General features: G+C 27.2%; 30 protein-coding genes and 1 pseudogene. 21 read left to right on the top strand and 10 right to left on the bottom strand.

Annotated elements, in window-relative coordinates; all coding sequences use genetic code 11:
* The first annotated feature begins 90 nt into the window (after positions 1-90).
* Positions 91-369, top strand: coding sequence for a putative quinol monooxygenase (locus tag CP960_RS02150; protein ID WP_101183590.1), 279 nt, complete (start codon positions 91-93; stop codon positions 367-369).
* Positions 370-378: 9 nt separating this feature from the next.
* Positions 379-1,014: a hypothetical protein gene (locus CP960_RS02155; protein ID WP_101183591.1), complete on the top strand. Its 636-nt coding sequence runs from the start codon at positions 379-381 to the stop codon at positions 1,012-1,014.
* A gap of 2 nt (positions 1,015-1,016) precedes the next feature.
* Here CP960_RS02155 and CP960_RS02160 read toward each other — a convergent pair whose 3' ends face one another.
* Both CP960_RS02160 and CP960_RS02165 read right to left on the bottom strand, forming a co-directional pair.
* Positions 1,017-1,514 carry a SprT-like domain-containing protein gene (locus tag CP960_RS02160; RefSeq protein ID WP_101183592.1) on the bottom strand — a complete coding sequence of 166 codons (498 nt, stop codon included), beginning with the start codon at positions 1,512-1,514 and terminating at the stop codon, positions 1,017-1,019.
* A 6-nt stretch (positions 1,515-1,520) separates the two neighbouring features.
* On the bottom strand, positions 1,521-1,988 hold the full coding sequence (locus CP960_RS02165) for a J domain-containing protein (protein WP_101183593.1): 468 nt from the start codon (positions 1,986-1,988) through the stop codon (positions 1,521-1,523).
* A 279-nt stretch (positions 1,989-2,267) separates the two neighbouring features.
* On the opposite strand from CP960_RS02165, the pseudogene CP960_RS02170 reads away from it, so the two are divergent.
* From CP960_RS02170 to CP960_RS02200, 7 genes and pseudogenes are all read left to right on the top strand, one after another.
* Positions 2,268-3,958: pseudogene (locus tag CP960_RS02170) on the top strand (L-lactate permease).
* Between the two features lie 104 nt (positions 3,959-4,062).
* Positions 4,063-5,232, top strand: a complete 1,170-nt coding sequence (locus CP960_RS02175) for a cache domain-containing protein (protein ID WP_101183594.1) — start codon at positions 4,063-4,065, stop codon at positions 5,230-5,232.
* Between the two features lie 138 nt (positions 5,233-5,370).
* Entirely contained in the window at positions 5,371-5,637 is a 267-nt protein-coding gene (locus tag CP960_RS02180) for a DnaJ domain-containing protein (RefSeq protein ID WP_101183595.1), read from the top strand.
* 15 nt (positions 5,638-5,652) lie between these two features.
* Complete coding sequence (locus CP960_RS02185) at positions 5,653-6,507, top strand: ADP-ribosylglycohydrolase family protein (protein WP_101183596.1); 855 nt, start codon at positions 5,653-5,655, stop codon at positions 6,505-6,507.
* Positions 6,508-6,510: 3 nt separating this feature from the next.
* The gene (locus CP960_RS02190) at positions 6,511-6,921 is read left to right on the top strand and encodes a hypothetical protein (RefSeq protein WP_101183597.1); all 411 of its coding nucleotides are present in this window, start codon (positions 6,511-6,513) and stop codon (positions 6,919-6,921) included.
* A gap of 2 nt (positions 6,922-6,923) precedes the next feature.
* The gene (locus tag CP960_RS02195; protein WP_101183598.1) at positions 6,924-7,805 is read left to right on the top strand and encodes a radical SAM protein; all 882 of its coding nucleotides are present in this window, start codon (positions 6,924-6,926) and stop codon (positions 7,803-7,805) included.
* A gap of 190 nt (positions 7,806-7,995) precedes the next feature.
* Entirely contained in the window at positions 7,996-8,274 is a 279-nt protein-coding gene (locus CP960_RS02200; protein WP_101183599.1) for an RNA recognition motif domain-containing protein, read from the top strand.
* Positions 8,275-8,339: 65 nt separating this feature from the next.
* On the opposite strand, the gene xth is transcribed toward CP960_RS02200, so the two are convergent.
* From xth to CP960_RS02215, 3 genes are read right to left on the bottom strand one after another with little or no spacing between them, the layout of a single operon-like run.
* A complete protein-coding gene (gene xth, locus CP960_RS02205; protein WP_101183600.1) occupies positions 8,340-9,125 on the bottom strand; it encodes an exodeoxyribonuclease III in 786 nt (261 codons plus the stop codon).
* A 25-nt stretch (positions 9,126-9,150) separates the two neighbouring features.
* Complete coding sequence (locus CP960_RS02210) at positions 9,151-9,393, bottom strand: hypothetical protein (protein WP_101183601.1); 243 nt, start codon at positions 9,391-9,393, stop codon at positions 9,151-9,153.
* Positions 9,365-9,634 carry a CBU_0592 family membrane protein gene (locus tag CP960_RS02215; protein ID WP_101183602.1) on the bottom strand — a complete coding sequence of 90 codons (270 nt, stop codon included), beginning with the start codon at positions 9,632-9,634 and terminating at the stop codon, positions 9,365-9,367. The genes CP960_RS02210 and CP960_RS02215 overlap by 29 nt, the downstream gene beginning before the upstream one ends.
* A 108-nt stretch (positions 9,635-9,742) precedes the next feature.
* Here CP960_RS02215 and CP960_RS02220 point away from each other — a divergent pair, with 108 nt between their 5' ends.
* The 6 genes from CP960_RS02220 to CP960_RS02245 all read left to right on the top strand — a co-directional run bounded on the left by CP960_RS02220 (position 9,743) and on the right by CP960_RS02245 (position 13,305).
* Entirely contained in the window at positions 9,743-10,201 is a 459-nt protein-coding gene (locus tag CP960_RS02220) for a hypothetical protein (protein ID WP_101183603.1), read from the top strand.
* 137 nt (positions 10,202-10,338) lie between these two features.
* Entirely contained in the window at positions 10,339-10,890 is a 552-nt protein-coding gene (locus CP960_RS02225; RefSeq protein ID WP_101183604.1) for a CD3072 family TudS-related putative desulfidase, read from the top strand.
* Positions 10,890-11,615 carry an ABC transporter substrate-binding protein gene (locus CP960_RS02230; RefSeq protein ID WP_101183605.1) on the top strand — a complete coding sequence of 242 codons (726 nt, stop codon included), beginning with the start codon at positions 10,890-10,892 and terminating at the stop codon, positions 11,613-11,615. The genes CP960_RS02225 and CP960_RS02230 overlap by 1 nt, the downstream gene beginning before the upstream one ends.
* A complete protein-coding gene (locus CP960_RS02235) occupies positions 11,616-12,269 on the top strand; it encodes an amino acid ABC transporter permease (RefSeq protein WP_101183606.1) in 654 nt (217 codons plus the stop codon).
* An 85-nt stretch (positions 12,270-12,354) separates the two neighbouring features.
* Positions 12,355-13,071 carry a sulfite exporter TauE/SafE family protein gene (locus CP960_RS02240; RefSeq protein WP_101183607.1) on the top strand — a complete coding sequence of 239 codons (717 nt, stop codon included), beginning with the start codon at positions 12,355-12,357 and terminating at the stop codon, positions 13,069-13,071.
* A gap of 42 nt (positions 13,072-13,113) precedes the next feature.
* Entirely contained in the window at positions 13,114-13,305 is a 192-nt protein-coding gene (locus tag CP960_RS02245) for a sodium-dependent tyrosine transporter (protein ID WP_101183608.1), read from the top strand.
* A 31-nt stretch (positions 13,306-13,336) separates the two neighbouring features.
* Here the strand turns inward: CP960_RS02245 and CP960_RS02250 are convergent, their stop codons facing one another.
* Entirely contained in the window at positions 13,337-13,843 is a 507-nt protein-coding gene (locus CP960_RS02250; protein ID WP_101183609.1) for a ferritin, read from the bottom strand.
* A 181-nt stretch (positions 13,844-14,024) separates the two neighbouring features.
* On the opposite strand from CP960_RS02250, the gene CP960_RS02255 reads away from it, so the two are divergent.
* Positions 14,025-14,945: a manganese-dependent inorganic pyrophosphatase gene (locus CP960_RS02255; protein WP_101183610.1), complete on the top strand. Its 921-nt coding sequence runs from the start codon at positions 14,025-14,027 to the stop codon at positions 14,943-14,945.
* 56 nt (positions 14,946-15,001) lie between these two features.
* Here CP960_RS02255 and CP960_RS02260 read toward each other — a convergent pair whose 3' ends face one another.
* Genes CP960_RS02260 through CP960_RS02270 form a run of 3 tightly spaced genes read right to left on the bottom strand, consistent with a single transcriptional unit; the run spans position 15,002 to position 17,060 of the window.
* Complete coding sequence (locus CP960_RS02260) at positions 15,002-16,063, bottom strand: agmatinase family protein (protein ID WP_101183611.1); 1,062 nt, start codon at positions 16,061-16,063, stop codon at positions 15,002-15,004.
* A 28-nt stretch (positions 16,064-16,091) separates the two neighbouring features.
* The gene (locus CP960_RS02265; RefSeq protein ID WP_101183612.1) at positions 16,092-16,613 is read right to left on the bottom strand and encodes a hypothetical protein; all 522 of its coding nucleotides are present in this window, start codon (positions 16,611-16,613) and stop codon (positions 16,092-16,094) included.
* A 51-nt stretch (positions 16,614-16,664) separates the two neighbouring features.
* Entirely contained in the window at positions 16,665-17,060 is a 396-nt protein-coding gene (locus CP960_RS02270; RefSeq protein WP_101183613.1) for a hypothetical protein, read from the bottom strand.
* Between the two features lie 173 nt (positions 17,061-17,233).
* Here CP960_RS02270 and CP960_RS02275 point away from each other — a divergent pair, with 173 nt between their 5' ends.
* The 5 genes from CP960_RS02275 (at position 17,234) to CP960_RS02295 (ending at position 24,422) form a co-directional block, all read left to right on the top strand.
* Positions 17,234-18,922, top strand: a complete 1,689-nt coding sequence (locus CP960_RS02275) for a protein adenylyltransferase SelO family protein (RefSeq protein WP_191321653.1) — start codon at positions 17,234-17,236, stop codon at positions 18,920-18,922.
* A gap of 92 nt (positions 18,923-19,014) precedes the next feature.
* A complete protein-coding gene (gene ybaK, locus CP960_RS02280) occupies positions 19,015-19,482 on the top strand; it encodes a Cys-tRNA(Pro) deacylase (protein WP_101183615.1) in 468 nt (155 codons plus the stop codon).
* A gap of 129 nt (positions 19,483-19,611) precedes the next feature.
* Positions 19,612-22,800, top strand: coding sequence for an NAD-glutamate dehydrogenase domain-containing protein (locus CP960_RS02285; protein WP_101183616.1), 3,189 nt, complete (start codon positions 19,612-19,614; stop codon positions 22,798-22,800).
* A gap of 122 nt (positions 22,801-22,922) precedes the next feature.
* Positions 22,923-23,135: a hypothetical protein gene (locus tag CP960_RS02290; protein WP_101183617.1), complete on the top strand. Its 213-nt coding sequence runs from the start codon at positions 22,923-22,925 to the stop codon at positions 23,133-23,135.
* 3 nt (positions 23,136-23,138) lie between these two features.
* Positions 23,139-24,422 (top strand): SagB family peptide dehydrogenase, encoded by a 1,284-nt coding sequence (locus CP960_RS02295; RefSeq protein WP_101183618.1) that lies wholly within the window; start codon positions 23,139-23,141, stop codon positions 24,420-24,422.
* A 9-nt stretch (positions 24,423-24,431) separates the two neighbouring features.
* On the opposite strand, the gene CP960_RS02300 is transcribed toward CP960_RS02295, so the two are convergent.
* Positions 24,432-24,866, bottom strand: a complete 435-nt coding sequence (locus CP960_RS02300) for a globin domain-containing protein (RefSeq protein ID WP_101183619.1) — start codon at positions 24,864-24,866, stop codon at positions 24,432-24,434.
* Positions 24,867-25,037 lie beyond the last annotated feature (171 nt).

The raw sequence follows: 25,037 nt of genomic DNA on the forward strand, positions 1-25,037 counted from the left end.
TCCAAACCTAGATAAAATTACACAATATGTAAGTATCATCTAATAAAGTATAGTGTACATTACGATTTTAAAACAGACTATAGGAATAAAATGAGTTTAGTAAAACAAACAGTTTATATTGCAAAGCAAAAAAAACAAAACGACTTAAAAAAACTACTATTTACTCATCTACTAAATGTAAATAAAGTAGAAGGTTGTAAGAACTACGAAGTTTATGAAGCTGATGAAGATGAAACAGAGCTTTTAGTATATGAAGAGTGGAGTAGTGAAGAACTGTTTAATGATTATAAACAGACACAAGAGTATAAAAATTTCAATGAACAAAAAAAGAGCTTAATTAAAAGAGAAGAAGTTCTTCCAAACTTTTAAAGGGAAAATTTGATTACCAAAAAAGATATAGTAGAAGAGATAAGACAAGAGTTAAGTGATAGTAAAAGTTTAGATGAAATTTTAAAAGATTTAGAGTATGAAGTAAATTTAAGTAAATGGGCTTATAGATTCTCAACACAAGAGTTTGAAAAAAAACAAAATCTTTCAAGAAAGCTATTTCATTATGTATTATCAAATGCACAAGATTATAGAGATTATGTTGATTTTGCATATTATATTAGTAAAAAAGATGGCTTAGCTGATGATGATTTATCAAAAGAAGCTTATAAATTAGCAATATCTAAGATAACTCTATTTAGAGATTTAAGAAGTATTGCTGATATTTTAGCAAAACCTAAAGACTCTTTTTATGACGAAAATATGGCAAAAAGTGTTTATAAAGAGGCTATTGAAAAAGCCTCAAGTGCATATGAGTATTTAACACTTGCTGAGTCTTTATGTGATAAAAGTTTATTAAATGATAAGCAATGGGCAAAAGAAGTCTATAAACTTGCTTTAAAAATTGCTTCAACTTCTGATGAATATGAGGCAATTGCAGAATCAATTTTAAACGAAGATAATTTAGATGATGAAAAATGGGCAAATGAGGTATTTTCAATAAGTTCAAAGCTTGAAGATAATTAAAATTAAAAAGGATTTGTTTTTTCAATGATAATATCATTGTTATTAACAAATCTATCACATTTTTTGCCTTCTAAAGAGATACAAATATCTTGCCATTTTTTTGAGTGACCTGCATTTTTCTTTGAAAAATCTTTTAATACAAACATTATAGCATGGGCATATTCATGTGGTAAAACAGAATCAATCATATAATCAATATTTTCTTTAAATCTATTTTTATTAAGATATATAATAATCCCTTTATCATAACTATAAATAGCCATACCAAATAGATTGTTTTTCATATTCTTTGAGATTAAAACTGGAATATCATAAGTAATATTATAGTTTTTATATGCTAATTGTCTTAAATGCTTTGTTTTTTGTTCAATTTTAGAAATAATATCTTGATTAAGTGGTTTTGTTTTAAATTCATAATCTTTATACCAAAGATAAATTAAGAATATAGCACTTATTAAAGTGATGAATAAAAAAATATTAGATACTTTCTTTATCCCCACTTTTAATTATCCTATATATTGTAAAAGTACATCTTTGTAGTGATTTAACTCTTGCATTAAGGTATCATCACTATTATTTATATCAGGATGATATTTTCTTGCTAGTTCTTTATATCTTTTTTTTACTTCTTCTTTTGTAGGAGTATGAGAAAAACCAAAAAACTCTTTTGCCTTATCTACTTCTGCAATACCAGGTCTTTGTGCAAACTGTTGGTTAAAGTTATTAAAGTCAAAATCCCTAAAATCAAAATTTTGATTTGCTCCATTTGAAAAATCATTTTGTGTATAAGTAAATTTAAAACCATTTGACATCTTTTTTAATTTTTTATAAATAAAAAAGTATCCAAGTAGAAATATAGTCGCAACTATTATTAAAAAAGTTCCAAAGTTTGTAAAAATAAGATATAAGATAAATAGTAAAATTCCAACTCTAATAAGTCTATTAAAAATATATATAATTGTATTATTGTGCATTTTTATTAAATATTCCTTTGTATTTCAAGTTTGATATTATAATATAAACATATAAAATTTTTGTAATAAATTATCAATTATACAAAAAGAATTAAATAAATAAATAAAACCAAAGCTACATTTCAATTTTTAATTTATCTATTTTTACATAATTATCACATTTTGTTACATAACTACTCAAATAAATTAATAGAAAAACTAATTTTTTCTTCTATTATTTTTATCATACAATTATCACATTTCTTGCTTATTATTTCAGTGAGTTCAAAGGAGAGTATTATGGACATTAGTACACAAGCACTTTATGCTGCATTACCAATTTTTATTGCAGCAGTATTGTTAGTTGGTCTTAGATTACCAGCAAAAAAAGCAATGCCAATAGTATATATTGCTACAGCGTTAGTAGCACTATTAGTTTGGGAGGTTACATTTAATAGAGTGTTAGCTTCAACAATTCAAGGTCTTCTTATAACAGTTGCAGTTTTATGGATAATTTTTGGTGCAATATTACTTTTAAATACACTAAAACATTCAGGTGCAATTGCTGTAATCAGACAAGGTTTTAATAATATTAGTCCTGATAGAAGAGTACAGGTTATTATTATTGCATGGTTGTTTGGTTCTTTTATAGAAGGAGCTTCAGGATTTGGTACGCCAGCAGCAATCGCAGCACCATTATTGTAGCAATTGGTTTTCCTGCTATGGCAGCTGTTATGGTTGGGATGATGATTCAAAGTACACCTGTATCATTTGGAGCAGTTGGAACACCTATTTTAATTGGAGTTAATAAAGGTTTAGATAGTGCAAGTATTAGTGCCACATTAGACTCTCTTGGGTCAAATTGGGAAGCATACTTAAGACTTATTACATCTGAAGTTGCAATAGTTCATGCTATCACTGGAACACTTATTCCTTTATTTATGGTGATTATGTTAACTAGATTTTTTGGTAAAAATAAATCATGGACTGAGGGTTTAAATATTATTCCATTTGCAATCTTTGCAGGAGTTTGTTTTACTATTCCTTATGCATTAACAGGTATTTTCTTAGGTGCTGAATTTCCTTCTTTAATAGGAGCATTAGTTGGGCTTCCTATTGTTACATTTGCTGCTAAAAAAGGTTTTTTAATTCCAAAAAATACTTGGGATTTTGCACCTAAAGAGCAGTGGCCAGTTCATTGGGTAAGTAAATTAGAAATGAAACTTGACGCAATGACTGCAAAAGTTCCAATGTCTTTAACTAAAGCTTGGATTCCATATATTTTAGTTGCAGTTATCTTAGTTATCACAAGAGTAAGTGATGAAGCAAAAGCCTTTGTAAAATCAGTTGTAATTCCTTTTAAAGATATTTTAGGAGAAGGTTTAGGTTATAGCATTGCTCCATTATATTTACCTGGTGGTATCTTAGTATTTGTAGTTTTATTAACATTCTTCCTTCACAAAATGGAATTCAAAGAGTTAAAAGAGGCAGTTTCTGAATCTTCAAAAGTTATGATAGGTGCGGGCTTTGTTTTAGTATTTACAATCCCACTTGTTAGAATCCTTATTAATTCAGGTATTAATGAGTCTGGATTTGATTCTATGCCAGTTGCAATGGCAAATTTTGTTGCATCATCAGTAGGAGATATATATCCTATGTTTGCCCCAATGATTGGAGCATTAGGAGCGTTTATTGCAGGAAGTAATACTGTATCAAATATGATGTTAAGTCAATTTCAATTTGGAGTTGCAGATGCTTTAGGTGTTTCAACTGCTTTTATGGTAGCTCTTCAAGCAGTTGGTGCAGCAGCTGGTAATATGATTGCAATTCATAATGTTGTAGCTGCATCTGCAACAGTTGGATTATTAGACCAAGAGGGAGAAACTTTAAGAAGAACAGTTATACCTACTATTTACTACTGTTTAATAGCTGGTATTTTAGGACTTATTGGAATGTACACATTAGGACTAACAGACCCACTTATGAAATAAAAGAGGAAACTCCTCTTTTATTTTACTACAAAATTCTATTTATCTGAATTGACACAAACAATTTTTTGAAGTATACTAAAGTTAAATAATCTTAGGAGATTATTATGACTGGAACTATAAATGTTTCTATGAAAACAAAAATTTTAATTATTACTATATTTGTAGTTTTCTTTTTAGCTATTGCTTCTTTAATTGGAACAATCATAACTATAAATTCAATAAACAAATCAAATATTGATGATTATAAACATGATATATATTTAAAAACACAAACAGAACTTCAAAATTATGTTCAAGTTACAATTCAAACAATAGACTCTTTTTATCAAAGAACTTCACCTATTAAGATAAAAAAAGAGGTTCAAAAACATTTAACAGAACAGATGGGTTTACTTTTTTCTATTCTTGAAGATAACTATGAAGAGCATAAAAATAGTATGAGTAAAGAGAGTTTAAAAAAACATCTTTTAAAAACAATAAAAGCAGCAAAATATGGTAAAAATGGTTATTTTTGGGTAAATAATTTTGATGCTGTAATGTTGATGCATCCAATATTTCCAGATTTAAATCAGCAAAACTTAATGGAAAGAAAAGATGAAGATGGGAAGCAACTTTTTAAGGCTTTTGTTCATATTGCAAAGACACAAGATGAAGGTTTTGTTGACTATCTATGGCCAAAACCAGGCTTTGAAAAAGCACAAGAGAAAATATCTTTTGTAAAGGTATTTAAACCTTTTAATTGGATAATTGGAACAGGTGATTATGTAGAAGATGTTACAAAAAAACTACAACAAGAAGCTATAAAAACTATTTCTGAAATAAGGTATGGTAAAAATGGTTATTTTTGGATAAATAATAGCGAACCTAAGATGATTACACATCCAATTTTTCCTAAATTAAATGGTAAAGATTTATCTACTTTTCAAGATAAAAATGGACAATATATTTTTAATGAGTTTGTAACTTTAGCAAATGAGAAAAAAGAGGGTGGACTAATTCTTTATATGTGGCCAAAGCCAAATGAACAACAAGCCAAACCAAAATTCTCTTATGTTCAAAAGTTTGAGCCTTGGGATTGGATAGTTGGAACAGGAGCTTATATTGACGATGTTGAAGCAAAAATTAAAAAGATGGAAGAGAAATCCAAAAAAAGCTTACAAGTTGTTGTGATTATAAGTGCAGTAATTTTTATAATTGTTTTAATTGTGTTATCTTTAATAACTCTAGCTTTATCAACAAAAAGAGATAATAAAAATTTTGATGATGAGTATTAATTTTTTGTATAAAATCTATATTTTTATTATATAATATCACAAAAATTTGCAGTTTTATTATTAGTCGAATTTTATAATTTAAAAATAAATAATTTATGGTAATATCTAAACTATAAAGATATTAGTATTGAGGTGTTTATGGATAAAGAGGATTTTGATAAGGCTGTTGATTTGTTTGGAATATTAACAAAAACTTCAAAAAAAGAGTTAAAACAGAAGTATTTAAAACTTTCAAAAAAGTATCATCCTGATATGCCAACAGGAAGTGAGCAGAAGTTTCAAGAGCTAAAACAATCTTATGAACTTTTGCTAGATTATATTGAAAATTATAAATTTAGTTTTGAAGAAGAAGAGTTTAAACAGCAATATCCCTCTTTTACTAACTATAAAAATTGGAATATTTAAACATAGGAGTTTAATATGTTTGATAAAAAAATAGTAAAAGATATTGTTTTAAGTACATTAGTAGCAGATTCATACAGTTTAGGAGCTCATTGGGTTTATAATGAGAAACAACTTCAAACTTTAAATATAGACTGGAATGAGTTAAATGCTCCTTGTTCTATTTGGCATAAAGGTAAAATAGCAGGAGAATTTACCCATTATGGTGACCAAACTTTTTGGTTATATGATTTTTTAAAAGAGAAAGATAAGTTTGATATAAAAGCATATAGTTTATATTGGCTTGAAAAAGTACAAGCTTACAATGGTTATATTGATGCAGCAACAAGAAATAGTTTAGAGTTTATAAAAAATGAACAAATAAAAGGTTCTGATTCTACTGATTTATCAATTGTAGGAAGAGTTGCGCCACTATTATTAGTTAGTAATAATAAAAAAGAGTTTTTAGATAATGTTGAGCTATTTACAGCTTTAACCCATAATAGTTCAGAATCTTTAAATGCAAGTAAATTTTTTGCAAAATTACTTTTGAAGGTATTAGATAAATGGGATATAAAAGAAGCAATTATACAATTAAAAGATGAATCAGATTTAGATATTCAAGAATATATTAAAAAAGCTTATGATTCAAAAGATAAAGAGAGTTTTGAAGTAATAAGAGAGTTTGGTCCTGCTTGTGCGACAAGTGAAGGTTTTGCATCTGTGTTACATTTGTTATTTAAGTATGACAATTTAAAAGAGTTATTAATACAAAATGCTAAAGCTGGTGGCGACTCTAGTGCAAGAGGTATGGTAGCAGCTATGATTTTTTCAGCTAAGTACGGCTTAAAAGATATTCCAAAATCATGGTTAAAAATAAAGGTAGTAATATAAAAGATGAGAAGAATTACAAATTTTTACAAGGATAAATTCTATATTGAGATTATAGTAGCAACAGTTTTATTTATTATAGCTATTTCTATGGATAAATTGATGGATTTTATTATCTATATGCTTTATTTTATAATTTTCTTAGAAATAGTAAGAGCTGTTATTAATTTTGTAAGAGAACAAAGAGTTGTATTAAGTATCTTAGTTGATGCATTTATTATCTTAACATTAAGAGAGTTTATTGTAAATGTTGTAAAAGTAAATACAGAAGATTTAACATCAGTAGATGCTTTGTTATCAAGTCCTGTAAATTTTAATATTATGATTTTATCAGTAGTAATTATATTTTTACTTTTAGTTAGATATTTATCAATTAAAAGTTCTCCTCAAAACTTACTAAAAGAGCATGAAGAGTAAAGATGTTCATTAGTTACGATGAACCTTTATATAGGCCTCCTGCTGAGGCCTATTCTTTTATACTTCAAGTGACATTAGGTTGTAGTTTTAATAAATGTAGTTTTTGTAGTATGTATGAAACAAAAAAGTTTAAAATAAGAAGTATAGATGAAATTTTAACTGATATAAAAATATATGCAAAATATAATAAAAGTGCAAAAAGAGTCTTTTTAGCAGATGGTGATGCTTTAGCTTTACCAACTAAAAAGCTTATTGAAATTTTAAATCTTTTAAATGAGTATTTTCCAAAATTAAGAAGAGTTTCTATTTATGCATCTGCATTTAATTTGTATGATAAAACGCTAGAAGAGTTAAAACTATTAAGAAGTAAAAAGTTAAGTTTAATCTATTATGGAATAGAAACAGGAAGTTATGAACTTCTAAAAAAGATTAAAAAGCCAATAACAAATGATAAGATGATAAGTGGTTTAAATAAAGCAAGCAATGCAAATATGAAGATTTCTGCAACAGTTGTTTTAGGTATTGGTGGTAAAAAATATAGTAAAGAGCATATTTTACATACTTCAAATATAATAAATAATACAAATATAACTTATCTTTCTACTTTACAGCTTATGCTAGATAATAGTTCTATAAATGGTTTTTATAAGGGCTTTGATAATGATTTTGAGCCTTTAGATGATATTGAAATGTTAAAAGAGCAAAAATCTTTTATTTCTAGTTTAAATCCAAAAAATGCAGTTATATTTCGTTCAAATCATGCTTCTAATAGTTTTGCTTTAGCTGGAACTTTACCTAAAGATAAAGAAAAATTAATAAAAGAGTTAAGTTTAGTAATAAAGGCTCAAAAGCCCATAATTCCAAACTTTTTACGTGGTTTTTAGTGTAAGTTTAAAAAAAATTTAAAAAAAATCTTTCATTTTGGATAAAAACTATCTAAAAAAACAGTTTTTTATTGTATAATCAAATTACTAATATATTTAATGTACCTATACTGGCAATATCTATATTCCCAAATATGAATAAAGTTATGTAAAGGGCGTTAATTATATAACAATAAAAGGAAAAGAAAAAATGCAAATTTACGTTGGGAATATGTCTTATGGGACTACAGAAGAGAGTTTAAGAGCACTATTTGCTCAGTATGGAGAAGTTAGTTCTGTTAAAATTATTACTGATAGAGAGACTGGAAGAGCAAAAGGTTTTGGATTCATTGGAATGGAAGACAATACTGCTGGACAAAGTGCTATTGATGAATTAAATGGGAAAGAATTCGAAGGAAGAACTCTTAAAATCAATGAGGCTAGACCAAGAGAAGAGAGACCAAAAAGAAACTTTAATAATAGATTTTAATTAAATCAATTATTTTAAAGCTTAGAGTCTTAAAGGGGATGAAAGGTTATCTTTCATCCCTTTTTTTATAGTTCAATTTCTATACCAATAGGGCAGTGGTCACTTCCCATATAATCATCTAAAATAAAAGCATCTTTAATGTTATGTTTTAAATCTTCACTTACATAAAAATAGTCAATTCTCCAGCCAACATTATTTGCTCTTGCATTTGCTCTATAGCTCCACCAGCTATATTTGTCTTTTATTTGACCATTGATTAGTCTAAAAGTATCAATATATCCATGTTCTAAGAACTTTGTAATCCATTCTCTTTCCATAGGTAAAAAACCTGATGTTTTTTCATTCGCTTTTGGTCTTGCAATATCAATCTGTGTATGTGCTGTATTAACATCACCACAAACTATAATAGAAAATCCATCTTCTCTTAGTTTTTGACAATAGTTTAAAAATCTATCATAAAATTGCATTTTATAATCCAATCTTTCATCTGAACTTTGTCCATTTGGAAAATATACATTAAAATATGCAATCTTTTTATTATTAAAATTAAAATGTGCTTCGTTTATTCTTCCTTCTTTTAGCACATCTACTTCTAAGCAATTATCACTAAAAAAAGGTTCAATCTGACTATAAAGTGCAGTTCCTGAACGTCCTTTAATACTACAAGGATTTATATGCTTAAATTTATACTCTTTTTCAAATATTGATTTAGGGATTTGATTCTCTTCTGCTTTAATCTCTTGTAATCCTAAAATATCAACATCTTGTTTATCTATCCATTTTAAAGCCTCTTTTCTATCTACGGCTCTAATTCCATTTACATTCCACGAAATAAATCTATATTTTTGCATTTAATTCCTTATTTTGTTTAATATATTACTTGTTATTGCTTTTATTACTACTGTTTTTTTGTTTAGTATTTTTACTTTTTTCATCTTTTTTTATCTGTTTTGTTTGTTTTGAAAAACTATTAAAAGAGTTATTAAAAGATGAAGTTGTTTTTTTATTATTATCACCAAGTAAGGAGTCACCTTTGCCTCCATGCATATCAATTTTGCCATAAGTATTAGCAAAACTAAGCATTGAAATACTAAGGATTAAAAGTATTGATTTTTTCATTTTTTCTTTTCCTTAAATTTTTGAATATTCCATAGATTGTAATAGCAATCCAGAATACTTCAATTATAAAAGAACCAAGATTAAAATGAACACATAGTGAGATAAGTAATAGTATAGCACCAACTAAATTTAATATTTGATATTGAATTGAATGTATATCATATTTGTCTAGTTGCAAAAATAGATATGCAGCTACTACAAAAGACATCCCAACAAAGCCTATCCATTGAAAAATATCCATTATACTCCTTTATTAATTCTTTATAAAAAAAAACTATTAATAAATATTTTTTTATATCACATAAAAATTATTTTCTATAATTGCAAAATATTTAATTTAGGATTTTTTTTGAAACTCATTATTTTACTATTTTTAGCTTTATTAAATGTAAATGCGAACTCTAACAGTTTCAATAAAATAGCTATGAATGCAAACTTTTATATTTTTCAAGGTAAAAATAAAACAGAAAATTTAAACTTTAAATACAATATGAATCTATATCATGATGTAAAAGAAGATTTTGTATCAAGTGCATACTGTTTTTTTGCTTCTAAAACTGAACTTAAATTCAATTCAAAAGATAAATCAAAATATAAAATCTGTTTAAAATCAAATAATAAAGTATTTGTTTATATTTTAAATAAAAATAATAGATATAGTAAAAGTGATGACTTTAAAGCTATTATTAATGATATTAACTTAAATATTAAAAAAGACAAAAAAAGTTGTCATGCAAATGCTAACTCTTACCTTACAGTACAAAATAGAATAAATAGATGTCTAAAACATATAAATAAAAAGTCCTAACTTTATTATTTTTATGAAATTTTAAGAACAAAACATATAAAATCTACATTTTAAAATTAAGCGATTTCCAAGGTTTGGAACGACAATTATGCTATTCTTGTCATGTGCTTTAAAAACTAATATTAATAAGGTTTTTTATGCACCGAAATAAAAAAATTCTTCTTTTAAGTCACTGTATTTTTAATGTAAACTCAAAAGTAAATAAAATTGCTAATTATGGTGGTTGTTTACAAGAACTTGTAACTCCTTTAATACAAAAAGGTTATGGCTTTATTCAACTTCCTTGTCCTGAATTACTATCTTATGGTGTAAAAAGGTGGGGACAAGTTAAGCAGCAGTTTGATACTCCTTATTTTCGTAAACATTGCGAAACTTTACTAGAACCAATTATTCAACAATTACTTGATTATACTAATAATAATTATGAAATCTCTGGATGTATTGGAGTTGATGGTAGTCCTAGTTGTGGAATTAATCATACTTGTAAAGCTTGCAATTGGGAAGGTGAGATTGATGAAAACTTCTCTTTAGAAAATATTTTAAATTCATTAAATAAAGTGGAAGAAAAAGGTGTTTTTATGGAGGTTTTTGAAAACTTATTAATTGAAAATAGACTTCATTTAGATTTTTACGCAATAAATGAAGCTAACCCAACTGCCTCAGTGCAGAATATACTTAAGGAATTATAATGAAAAAGTTTATTGCAGGATTTTTATTTTGTTTTACACTATTTGCACATGCAAATGATGATGTGATAACAGTAGGACTTTGTGCTGCTTATCCCCCATTTGAATCAAGGGATGCTAAAAGTGGAGAAATTGTAGGTTTTGATGTTGATTTAGCAAAAGAGATAGGAAAAGTTCTAAATAGAAAAATAGTAATAAAAGATGCAGAGTGGCAAGCTTTATTAGGTGGATTAAAAACAAATCAGTATGATGTGATTTTAAGTGCTATGAGTAGACAAGAAGCAGGTGTAAATAATGTAAATTTATCAAATACTTACTTTTTATTAAATGATGTTGTTGTTGTAAAAAAAGACAATAATAGTATCAAGACAAAAGAGGATTTAAAAGGAAAAGTTGTTGGTGTACAACTTGGAAGTGGAAGTGAACAAATAGTAGATAAATTAACTGGATTAAAAAGAGTTGCAAGATACAACTATAACCCTGAAGCCTTTTTGGATTTAAAACATCAAAGAATTGATGCAGTTGTAGTAGGTTATGCATATGCAACAAAGCAAAAAAATTTTAAAAATGAGTATAAAATTGTAGATAAATTAGCTCCTGCACAATTAGTTGCAGTTATGAAAAAAGGTCAAGATAAACTAACAAAAGATATAAATATGGCCCTTGAGAAACTAAGAGCAAACGGTGTGTATGATAAATTAGTACAAAAGTGGTTGGAAGTAAAATAGATGAATTTTAGTGTAGTTTATGATAACTTAGGGTTTTTATTTGAAGCTTCATGGCTTACAATATACCTATCTTTTGTATCTTTTTTAATTGCATTAGCAATTGGGGTTATAATAGGAACTTTAAGAAGTTATAAAATACACTGGACTTTAAATATGATTTTAAGTTCATATATTGAGATTTTTAGAGGTACGCCTTTATTAATACAACTATTTTTTATCTATTATGGACTACCCCAAATTGGTATCTCAATGACAAGTCATGAAGCTGCTATTTTGGGTTTATCCTTAAATTTTGGTGCTTATATGTCTGAAATCGTAAGAGCAGGTGTGCAAGGTATTTCAAAAGGTCAGTATGAGGCTGCTAAATCATTAGGAATGAATAATTTACATATGTTAATTTATATTGTTTATCCTCAAGCTTTAAGATTAACTCTTCCTTCTCTTACCAATACTTATGCTTCTATCTTAAAAGATAGCTCTTTAGTTTCTGTGTTGTCTATTACAGAACTAACAAGAGCAGGACAATTGATATATGTAAGAACTTATGAGCCTTTTGAAATATATTTAACATTAGGCTTATTTTATTTTATAATGACTTATGCCATTTCTTTTATTTCTAAAAAAATAGAGAATAAATTTAGCTTTAATACATAAAAATAATCTACTTTAGTTTTTAAAATTTTTTTATTTATAAGTGAATTTTTGTTATTTTACTCTTCATTTTAAAATAGAGAAGAGCATGGGAACAGAGATTTTTTTAGGAATAATTACTTTTTTTACTTCGACAATTGCAGGTGTTGTTGGACTTGGTGGGGGAATGATACTAATTGCTATTTTGCCCTCTTTTTTACCTGTTAATGCATTGATTCCAGTTCATGGACTTACCCAAATGTCAAGTAATTTTAGTAGGGCAGTCTTTGGTTATGCAGATGTTCAATATCAAGTAATACCAAAATTTTTACTAGGCTCACTTTTAGGTATTGCATTAATCTCTTCTGTTATATATTATATCTCTTTAGATTATGTACCTTTATTTATTGGTTTATATATACTTCTTTCTTTATGGTCAAAGAAGTTTAATGAAAAAATAAAAAGATTTGAAAGTTATTTTATAATTGGTTTTTTTCAAACAGGTTTATCTTTAGTTGTAGGTGCAACTGGCCCTTTGACTATGACCCTTTTATATAAAGATTTTGAAGAAAAAGATAAAGTAGTAGCAACAGCAGCTGCACTTATGGGAATTACACATATTTTTAAAGTTTTTGTTTTTATATTTTTTGGATTTGCTTTTTTTGATTATATATGGTTACTTGTTTTTATGATTAGTGGTGCTATTGCAGGAAGTTATGCAGGTACAAAATTAAGAGATAAAATTGATGGTAAAAAGTTTAGAAATTTATTAAAAATATTACTATCTCTTTTAGCAATTAAAGTTATTGTTACAGTATTTATCTAAAATTAGATATAATTGACAAATAATAAAAAAAAAGGAAAGCCAATGTTTGTTAAATTAAATGATAGAGTTTACTTAAATCTAGCAAAAATCACTAGAACAAAGATTGACCACGTAGAAGATGGAATTAGAGTTAGATTTTATGAAGGGCAAGATCAAGTTGCAAAATCTCAAAAATTTGAATCTATAAAAGAAGCAGATAAGTGGTTGAAAAAATTCTTAAAACCACAAAAATAATTTAAATAAGAGGAGATTTAATCCTCTTATTCTAAGCAGTTGGGTCATTAAAAACTCTTGCGCCTAACTCTTTATCTATTGTATATAAACCGTATCCGTTATCTCCAACTAGTTTAATATGGTCAATTATCTCTTTTACTGTTGCTTCTTCTTCAACTTGTTCTGTTACATACCATTGAAGTAAATTATAAGTAGCATGGTCTTTATCTTTCATAGCTAAATCACTTAAAACATTTAAATTTTTACTCATTTTTTGTTCATGTGCAAGGGATTTTTTAAATACATCAAGTAAAGATTTATACTCAACTTTTACTTCATCAATTGAAGGAAGCTTAATCTCAACATCTTGGTCTTCAAGATATTTAAATAGTTTCATCCCATGAGCAACTTCTTCTTGATATTGAATTAAAAACCAATTTGAAGCTCCATTAAAGCCCTCTTTTGAACAGTATGCACTCATACCAAGATAGATATATGCAGAGTGATACTCTTTATTTAGTTGTTCTATTAATGCTTCTTGTAACTCTTTACTAATCATATTAACTCCTTTTTATAATAGTGATTATAACAAGTAATTGTAATATACTTGTTTAAAACTAACATAACAAAACTTTAGATAAAATCACAAAATTCAAAACACAACAAACTTTTTGTGTTATTTATGCTTAATAACAAACTATATAATCTCTTTAAAAGAGATATTAAAAGGATATATTTTTATGGCAATTTATACATGTGGACATACAACTCCTGATTCAGACTCAATTTGTTCGGCTATTTCATTAGCTTATTTATTAAATAAAATAGGGCGTGAAGCAACTCCTGCTAGACAAGGGCCAGTTTCTCCAGAGACTCAATTTATTTTGGATAGATTTGGTTTTGAAGCACCTGAGCTTAAAACTGAATTTGCTGGTGAAGAGATTTTTATAACTGATTATTCTGACAGAGGACAAGCTCCAAAAGATATAGATGAAGCTACTATTGTTGGTATTGTTGACCATCATAAATTAGGTGATTTAACTACTTCAGCACCACTTGAATGTTGGATTAGACCAGTTGGTTGTACAAATACAATTGTAAAAGAGATGTATGATTATCATAAAGTTGAAATTCCTGCAAATATTGCTGGTGTTATGCTTTGTGCAATTCTTTCTGATACAGTAATTTTTAAATCACCAACTTGTACACCACTTGATATTGAAGTTGTAAGAGAACTTGCTTCTATTGCAGGTATTGAAGACTTTGGTGCACTTGGTATGGAGATGTTTAAAGTAAAATCAGCAGTTGAAGGTGTTCCTGTTAGAGATTTGATTTTAAGAGATTATAAACCATTTGATATGCATGGAAGTGCAGTTGGTATTGGTCAATTAGAAGTTGTAGATTTATCTATTTTTGATTCAATCAAAACTGAGTTACAAGCTGATTTAGATAAGTTAAGAGAAGAGAATAACTTGCATACTGCATGTTTACTTTTAACTGATATTATGAAAGAGGGTTCTGAAGTACTTGTTTCTTCATCTGATTCTTCTGTATTTGAAAAAGCATTTGATGTAAAATTAGAAGATAATAAAGTTTGGTTAGATGGTTGTTTATCAAGAAAAAAACAAATTATTCCTTTCTTAGAACCAGCATTTGCATAAATAAAAAGATAGCTTAGTTGCTATCTTTTTATTTTTTAAGAGATAGATTTACTATTTTATTTATACGATATTTTATTTTGACTTGCTAATAAAGCTGCACTAAGATGGTATAAAATTCTTGCACCAACATTTTCATCCCAGTCGTTTTTGCTAACTCCTACCTCACATAAATCAAATCCTATTATATCTCTACCACTTTTTACTACCATATAAATAAGATGTTCTAATTGGCTATATCTAAGTCCTCCTGGAACTGGTGTTCCTGTATTTGGACAGTTAAGTGGTTCTAAACCATCAATATCAATAGATAAATATACATTTTGTGGAAGTTGCTCAATAAAGGGAAAATATACCTCTTCTAGCGATTTTCCACATGCAAGCTCTTGTTGCATATGTGTATCATATAAACAATTGGCTTTTTTCCCATACTCTTTTATTCTCAAAGCCTCTTCATTACTATAATCTCTAATTCCTATTTGAACAAGTTTTGAAACCTTGTCACACTCATTCATGACATTGTAAAAAATAGAAGCATGGGAATATATAAAGCCTTCATATGCTTTTCTTAAATCATGATGTGCATCAACATGCAAAATACCAAAATTTTCATCTTGAGTATCATTTAAAGCTTTGATAAGTCCAAATGGACAAGAGTGTTCTCCTCCTACAACTGCTACAAATTTACCTTTTTTGATTTGCTTGATTGATTTTTTATAAACAGAATCATTTAAGATTTTAGAAGATTCATTTACAAAGTTTAAGGCTTTTTTCTTTACTTTCCCTTCTTCAAGTGCTTGAATTACTTTTAAAGCTTTTTTTCTAACTTTATTATTTAGTTTTAATAAATCTTTACTTGTTTCAAGCATAGCGATTCCAGCTGTATATGGCTTGATATAATGAAATGTTTCTAAATCTAGTTGATGACTTGAAAGTCTAATAGCATCAGCAGCTTTTGCTGTTCCTTCTTTAAATGAAACAGTTGCTTCCCAAGGAACAGGAAGTAAAATTAAACTTGCTTCTTTAGGGTCTAATTTTCCACCAATAAAACCATCATTTTTAGAAGGAGGTAAACCTAGTTCTAATATTTTTATCTCTTCTTTTAAAGTTCTATAAGACATATATTTTCCTATTAAATTATTTGTTCTATTAAATTTTACTTTTAACCCAATCAGAAAAATTAGGATGATTTAATTTTGCAATTTGAGTTAATTCTTGTGGGTTTATATTTGTAACACCAAAGTGCTCATTTACTTCTTCTTTTAAAAGTTCCCAATTTAACTCTTTTTTCTCTTTTAAGCTAAGCTCTATCCATGAGTTATTAAAAAATAGATAACCTGAAGCTAATTGTTTAATAAAATCTGTAATACAAGAAGAGACAAGATAAGCCTCACCTTCTGAATCCATAAAAACAACAGGTGGTTCTGTTTTTAGTTTTGGGTAAAACCATAAAAGAAACATTGAGCCACTTGCATCCTTACCAAACTGAATAAAACTATCATTGCAAGATGACCAAGTTTCATTGCCAAACCAATATTTAAAGGTTTGGTTTAACTCTTCTTTACTAACTTGATAAAACTCAAAATCTATAGGCCAAGATATAATCTCTTTTTCACATAACTTTTTTAAATACTCTAATGATTCTAAAGAGTTTTTATTTAATCTATTCATTTGAAATATACTCCTAAATATTATCTTTTAATATATAATCTACTTAGTGAATTATTCAGTATCACCAAAATTAGCAAAAGCATTTTCAATATTTGGAATACTTTTATATCTTGTTTTTGTTAATTTTACTTGCTTAGTTTTTAAATCACATATTGCAATTCTAAAACTTGAACCTATAAAAGGTTCAACAACACAAATAATCTTATTATCAACTTCTCTTGTCGTATAAATTGTACCTTGAAGAGAATTAAAAAAATATTTTGGATAACTAAGTGGTGTTATTTCAACTATATCAATAGTTTGTTCATTTTCAAGAGTTTGTAATATATTCATAGCATCTTCATAACTATCAAATTGAATACACCAATCATCAAAGATTTTATTAAAATGTTCTAAGTCTTCATCTAAAAAACCACCTGCAAGTGATTGTAATGCGTAAATTGACACGTAAAGCACCTTTATGTAAATTAAAAATTGATTTTAACATATATAAAGAAAAAGTTCTTAAAAGTATAAGTTTATTTTTGACTTAATAAAAAGTTTTAACTCTTATGTTTTCTATGTATTTTAAATAGTTATGTTAAAAATCTTAATAAATAAAAATAATGGATTATAATACAATGAAAAATATAAACACATTTGATGAACTTGCAAAATTAACTGATTACTCTTTTTTAGAAGAGCTTAACTGTGAACCTAATTTAGAACAAAATGAAGACAATAAAACACCAAGACAAGTTTTTAGTGGTCATTATGTTTTAGTAGAGCCTACTGCTCTTAAAAAGCCTTTGTATGTTTCTTATAGTGAAGATTTTTGTAAAGAGTTAGGATTTACAAAAAGTTTAATAAACTCTAATGAATTTATTAAAATGTTTTCAGCAGATATGTCAACTCTACCAAGTGGAATGAAAAAAATAGGGTGGGCTACTGGATATGCACTATCTATTTATGGTACAGAGTATTATACTCAATGCCCTTTTCAAACAGGCAATGCATATGGAGATGGTAGGGCTATTTCTATTTTAGAAGCAGTAATAAATAATAAAAGATGGGAGTTTCAATTAAAAGGAGCAGGAAGAACTCCATATTGTAGAGGAGCAGATGGACGAGCGGTATTACGTTCAAGTGTTCGTGAGTTTATAGCTCAAGAGCATATGCATTCGTTAAAAGTTCCTACTTCAAGATCTTTATGTCTATTTACAACTACAAAAGAGCAAGTAAAAAGACCTTGGTTTAATAATAACTCTTATTCAAAAGAGGCAGAAGTTATGATAGAAGAAGATGTTGCAATTACTACAAGAGTTGCATCATCATTTATACGTGTTGGGCAACTTGAGCTTTTTGCTAGAAGAGCAAGAAAAAATGAACATGAAAAAGCGTACGAAGAGTTAGAAAAGCTTGTTTTACATTTAATTAATAGAGAATACAATAGTGAAATAAATAGTGATTTAAATTTAGAACAAAAAGTAATACTATTAGCACAAGAGTTTAAAAATAGACTTACTTCTTTAGTTGCTAATTGGATACGAGTTGGCTACTGCCAAGGTAATTTTAATAGTGATAACTGTGCAGCAGGAGGGTTTACTTTAGATTATGGCCCTTTTGGATTTATTGAAATGTTTAATCCCTCATATCAGCCATGGACTAATGGTGGAGTACATTTTTCATTTTTTAATCAACCAAATGCTGCAAAAAAGAATTTTGAATCATTTTGTAGCTCATTAAAACCTTTATTAGCTTCAGATTCAAAAAGTTTAAAAGAGCTTGAATATATTCAAAATAGCTTTTTTTCAATGATGAAAACAAAACTTGATAATATGTGGGCAAGTAAATTAGGACTTGATAAGTTTGATTCTGAGATTTTTAATGAACTTATGAATTTAATGATTAAAACTAAAGTTGATTATACAATATTTTTCAGAGAACTATCAAATATACCTAGTAGTGTTGAAGATATAAAAATAAGTTTTTATGATGCTTCTAATGTAAATGAAAATCTTAAATCCCAGTGGAATAAATGGCTAGAAAAATGGAGAGCAAAAATTGATAATAATTTAGAAGACTCTAGTTTAAAACTCTCAAATAAGATGAAAACAGTTAATCCAAAATATATTTTACGAGAATGGCATTTAGTGGAAGCTTATAAACAAGCACAAAAAGGTAACTATGAATTAGTAAAACAGTTACAAAAAATTATGACAAATCCATATATTGAAAATAGTAAAGATATTCAAAGAGAGTATTACAGTAAAAAACCTTTAACTCTTTTTGGAATCGCAGGTATTAGTCATGTAAGTTGCTCTTCATAGGCTAAATTATTTAAGTTTTGAGTTAAAAGGTGCTAAAATATCACATATTTTTCAAATAAGCATACAATAAATATAAAAGGAGTTTTTAGCTTATGACGCCAGCAATAAATATTTTGAAAAAAAATAGATGTGATTTTAAAATACATAAATATGAACATGATACAAATAACACAGATTTTGGAAATGAAGCTGTAGAAAAATTAAATTTAGATGCAAATAGAGTTTATAAAACTTTGCTTGTTGAAATAGCGCCTAAAAAGCTCGCAGTTGCAGTTGTACCTGTTGCAAATCAACTCAGTTTAAAAAAAGTAGCCAATGCTTTAGGTGAAAAAAAAGTAGTTATGGCAGATAAAAATGAAGCTTCAAAAGTTACTGGATATTTAGTAGGAGGAATCTCTCCTTTAGGTCAAAAACGATTACTTCCTACGGTTATTGATAGTGGCGCTTTAAATTTTGAAACTATATTTGTAAGTGGAGGTAAAAGAGGTCTTGATATTGAATTAAGTGCAGTTAAATTACAAAAAATTTTAGATGCAAAAGTTGAAGATATAAAAGCATAAAATAAATCTTAATTACAAAAAGTAATTTTTAAACTAATTTTGTATCTTATTTAAAAGTAACTATAGTTTAAGTTACATATAAAGTTTGTTAATAGATAATCTTTATAACCTATAAGTAAAGGAAGAACTATGGCTACTTCGGATATTGAAGCTGTTTGCTCTCAGCTATTAACAAAAGAGGATTTAAAGGTTTCAGATAAGTTTTTTCAAGAGGTGTTAAATGAGGGGATAATAACACAAATACTTGAAAATAGTGATACAAACTATATTAAAATCTTCTCTACAAAACAGCTGTATTTGTCTACAATCACACCTATTTTACATGATATTGGATTTGAGATAATAGATGAAGTAACTTATAATATCTCAAGTAAGTCAGAAAGTGTTTATGTAAGTAGATTTAATCTTCATATAAAAGACGTAAATATAGTTAAAAGGGCTAAAGATAATCTAGAAAAAGTGATAACTCAAACTTTAAAAGATGACACGGTTTCTCACTCAAAACTTTTCTCTTTAGTATTATTGGAAAACCTTACTGTTAGAAAAGTTCAGTTATTAAAATCTTTTATTGAGTATTTAGACCAAGCAGTTTTAACTTTAAATAGTGATACAATCTTAACTACATTAACTACACATCACAAAATTGCAAATCTATTTATTGATTATTTCTTTAAAAAATTCGACCCAAAAATAAAATCAAAAAGAAAGCAAGAGTTAGACTCTTTAGAAGAACAAATAGAGGAAAAAATAAAAATTATTCCTCAAATTATAGATGATAAAGTTTTGAAACTTACTTTATCATTACTAAAATCACTTTTAAGAACCAACTACTTTTTAAATAAACAGACAATTGCTTTTAAAATAAATACTAAATCTTTTGCTGAAAATTTAAGAGGTTTACAACCAAATTTGGAAAACTTTATATATCATACAGATTTTTATGGAGTACACTTAAGAATGAGTAAAATCTCAAGAGGTGGACTTAGATGGAGTGATAGACACGAAGATTATAGACAAGAAGTAAAATCACTTATGATAACACAAGAGGGGAAAAACTCTATTATTATACCGGATGGTTCAAAGGGTGGATTTGTAATAAATAAAGATACTACTGAAGTTACAAAAGAGTATTTTGAGCATATTTACTCTTTATATATTCATGCAAACTTAGATTTAGTAGATAATATGCAAAATGGAAAAATTGTAAGAGATGAGAATATTGTAGCTTATGATGAAGAGGATGCATATTTTGTAGTTGCTGCAGATAAAGGAACTGCTGCTATGAGTGATGTGGCAAATGAAATAGCAATAAATAGGGGATATTGGCTAGGTGATGCTTTTGCAAGTGGTGGTTCAAATGGTTATGGTCATAAAGATTTAGGAATTACTGCTCGCGGTTCATTAATGTCAACAAAAAGATTTTTTATAGAAGAGGGAATTGATATTTATAAAGACTCAATTACTGTAATGGGTCTTGGTTCAATGAGTGGTGATGTTTTTGGAAATGGAATGCTAGAATCAGATAAGTTTATACTTCTTGCTGCAATTGGTCACAAAGAGATATTTATAGACCCAAATCCAGATGCTAAAGTTAGTTATGAAGAGAGAAAAAGACTTTTTGAATCTAAACAAGGAAATTGGGGACATTATGATAAAACAAAAATTTCAAAAGGTGGAGGAGTATTTTTAAGAAGTGAAAAAGAGATTATTTTAACACCTGAAATTAAAAAATTAATTGGAACTAATAAAAAAGCTCTTAGTGGTGAGGAACTTTGTGTAAAACTTCTTACTATGAATGTAGATTTACTATTTAATGGTGGAGTTGGAACTTATGTAAAAGCTAGTGATGAAAATAGTATTGATATTGGAGATAAGCAAAATGAGGCTGTAAGAGTTGATGCTACTGATATAAAAGCTAGAATAGTAAGTGAAGGTGGAAATCTAGGTTTTACACAAAAAGCAAGAATTGAGTATGCTTTAAGTGGTGGAAAAATAAATATTGATGGTATTGATAATGCAGGTGGCGTTAATACCTCTGACCATGAGGTAAACTTAAAAATTTTATTAAATACAATAAAAGACCAAGGTCTTCTTTGTGAAAATGAAGCTAAAAGTACACTTCATAGTTTGACAGACCAAGTTGTAAACTTAGTATTGCAAAATAATTATGACCAAGCTTTAGTTATATCTATGGATGAGAGATTATCAAGAAAATATAAAAATGATTTTATTAAAACAATTGAAATTTTAGAAAAAAATGTAATTGCTTTTAACAGACACGATTTTTATATACCTAAAAATGAGAATTTAGAGGATATTGTAGATATTACAGGCGCAATAGTTAGACCTGTTTTAAGTTCACTTTTATCTTACTCTAAAATCTTTATAAAAAAACTACTTTTAGAATCTACTTTAGTGGATGAGCAGTTTGCAATACAGTATTTATATAGATATTTTCCTAAATCTTTTGTTGGAGCTTATGAACATGAGATAATTACACATCCTTTAAAAAGAGAGATTATTGCTACTAAAATGGCAGATATTATTATAAACTCTCAAGGCTGTACTTTTGTAGGAGATTTTGAAAAGTTAGGAGTTGAAAAGTTTTTACTAAAAATAAAATCTTATTTGATTGTAAAACAGTTGTTTGGTTCAAAAGAGATAAGAGATAAAATCTACTCACAAGATTATATTATGGGTATTGAAAAACAGTATAAACTAATTAGTAAGTTAGAGTATATACTTTATACAAGTACTAAATGGATGGTTAAGTATTTAAATAAAAACCAAGTCGATTCAGCTCATATTTTAGACCATAAAGGTGAACTTTTCTCTCAATTAGCACAAATTCATACTCAAAAAGTAGAAGAGCTAATACCAGAAGATGAACAATTTAATCTATTTTTTAGTGTTATAGACTATTTAAGATTTGCAATTGCAGCAATAGTAATAAAAGAGAATACACAGCACTCTTTTAAAGATGTAATAGTGTTGTTTTATCAATTAATCCATGAATTTAATATTTTAGAGATTATAGTATCTTTAAATAAATTAAGAATTCATTCAAAAAACGATGTTATACTAAGAAATCAGGTTTTACAGTTTATTGACCATATTGTTGTACACTATACAGAAAAAGTTTTAGATTTTCAAAGAGTAAATGAAGCGCCAGAACTTGCTTTTACAAATTTTGTTGCAAATGAAAAAGATACTTTTTATAAATTAAGAGATCATCTTGATGTATTTATGACAAAAGAGGAAAAAGATATAAAAGATATAGTTGCAACAGTAAACCAACTAATGGTTTCTACAATATAATATACACTTATAATAGTGTATATTATAAATATAAGTTTAAAAAGTATCATAACTTAAACTTATGGCCTTTTACTTAAGAGAGTGTTAGTTATATTTGCTTTAATAATAAAAGGAGTCATATTATGAGTAGATATGAAGATGACGAATTAAGTATGCATAAAATTGATGATTATGATGGAAATGAGTCTAAAAGCAAAAGAAATACTATTAGATTAGTTATTGCAATAGGTTTAATCATAGGTGCAATATATGCAAGTTTTAAGTATAACAATAGCCAAGTTGATGATTATGTTGGAACAGAACAAAATCCAGGTATTAATACAACTAAAAGATAGTAGATGAGATTTGATGAATTTTTTCAATATCATCTAAAAACAAAGCACTCATACTTTTCAGTTAGAAACTACCCAAATAGGTTAAGTTGGGAAAATCAACCAATGGTTTTTAAATCATATGATGATTATGAAAAGTATGAGTTAGATTTAGATTTTTCTAATCATAGCTTTTTATACTATATTGCAGGTCTTAGTGCAAAAAAAGTATATCCAAATATTGAGTATTATCTTAGAATCAATCCAAGTGCAGGAGCTCTTTATCCAAATGAGATATATTTTCAAAGTAGAAATAATGAAAATATACAAGATGGTATTTATCATTTTGATATAAAAAGTTCTAGTATTACTTTATTAAAAAAGATTGAAAGTGAAGGTGTGGAACCTTTAATAAATAAGAATTATCAAATTAATGGTTTTATATTTTTTATCTCTTCTTTATATTATAGGTCATCATGGAAGTATAAAAATAGGGCTTTTAGGTACTGTTTATTGGATAGTGGGCATATATTAGGTAGTTTAGAAGCTAGTTGTTATTTACATGAAAAAGATTATGAAATAGTATATGATTTTAATAAAAAAGCTTTAAATGAACTATTTAATTTTGTAGATGAAAAAGAGTTTTTTCAAGCAAGTGTTGTAGTTGGAACAAACTCTTCTAATAAAGTAGAAAAAACTGTTTCTTTAAATTTACCAAAAGTAGATGGTACTTATTACTTTGAAGAAAATGAGTTGATAAAAAAAGCTTATGATGATTCATTATGTATTAAAGATAAAAAAATAGAAAATAGTAAACCTAAATTCTTTTTTCATAAAGATATATTTAAACAAATAGTTTTTAAAAGACGTTCAATTAGAGATTTTAGCTCAAAATCAATAAATAAAAATGAGTTTTTTAAAATATTAGAAGTATTAAATGAACCAATTACAAGCGATTGTGATGAGCAAATTGATATATATTGTGTGATAAATAGGGTTGTTTCTATGCCTCTTGGTTTATATAAAGATAATAAATATATAAAGCAAAGTGATTTTAAAGTAAAAGCTGGATATTTGTGTTTGGAGCAAAATTTAGGAAAAGATAGTGCTGTAACGTTTTTTTTGACAACAAAGTCAAAAAATTATCAAGAAGCTTATCAAAAAGCAGGAATTATTGGGCATAGACTATATTTGGTTTCAAATTATTTAGGTTATGGTTGTAGTGGTATTGGAGCATACTATGATGATGAGGTTTGCGAATTTATAGAAGATAACTGTATGGTTTTATATGCTTTAGCTATTGGAAACTAAGCAAAAAGCTTAGTTTTCATTACTATTCATCATCCAAATAGAAAAAATATCTATATAGTTCCAAAAAGATTGTTTTATATCATCTTCAATATCAAGAGGGGCAAGTACTACTGCATAACTTTCTAACCAAATTCGTCTTGCTTCTTGATTTATTTTAAAAGGACTATGTCTTGCAGCCATCATAGGTGCACCTCTTTTTTCATTGAAATATTTTGGCCCACCACAAATTTGAATAAAGAAATCAGCTGAATGTTCTTTTGCTTTTTCAAAGCCTTCATCTGTAGGAGGAAAGAGTCCTTTTATATCACTTTGTCTTAATAAATCATAGTGCTTAGATACTAATTCTCTTACTTTTTCTTCTCCTAAAACTTCTAAAAATCTAGGGTCAGGAAGATTTACAGGAGGTCTAGTTCCTACTTGTGCAGGAGTTATATTAAATTGCATATTCTTACCTTTGTTTTTATGAAAATATACACTTTACTAAATATAAAAAAAAGAAAAAATTCTATTAATTTTTTTTATTAAACTCTCTTTTTGTTTACATTTTTTTTGCTTTTTTTACTATATTGGTAATCATATTATTAAAAACAAAATAGTGTAAAGGAACAAGTATAT

Origin of the sequence: Malaciobacter halophilus (assembly GCF_002837275.1) — a bacterium.
Lineage (GTDB): Bacteria > Campylobacterota > Campylobacteria > Campylobacterales > Arcobacteraceae > Malaciobacter > Malaciobacter halophilus.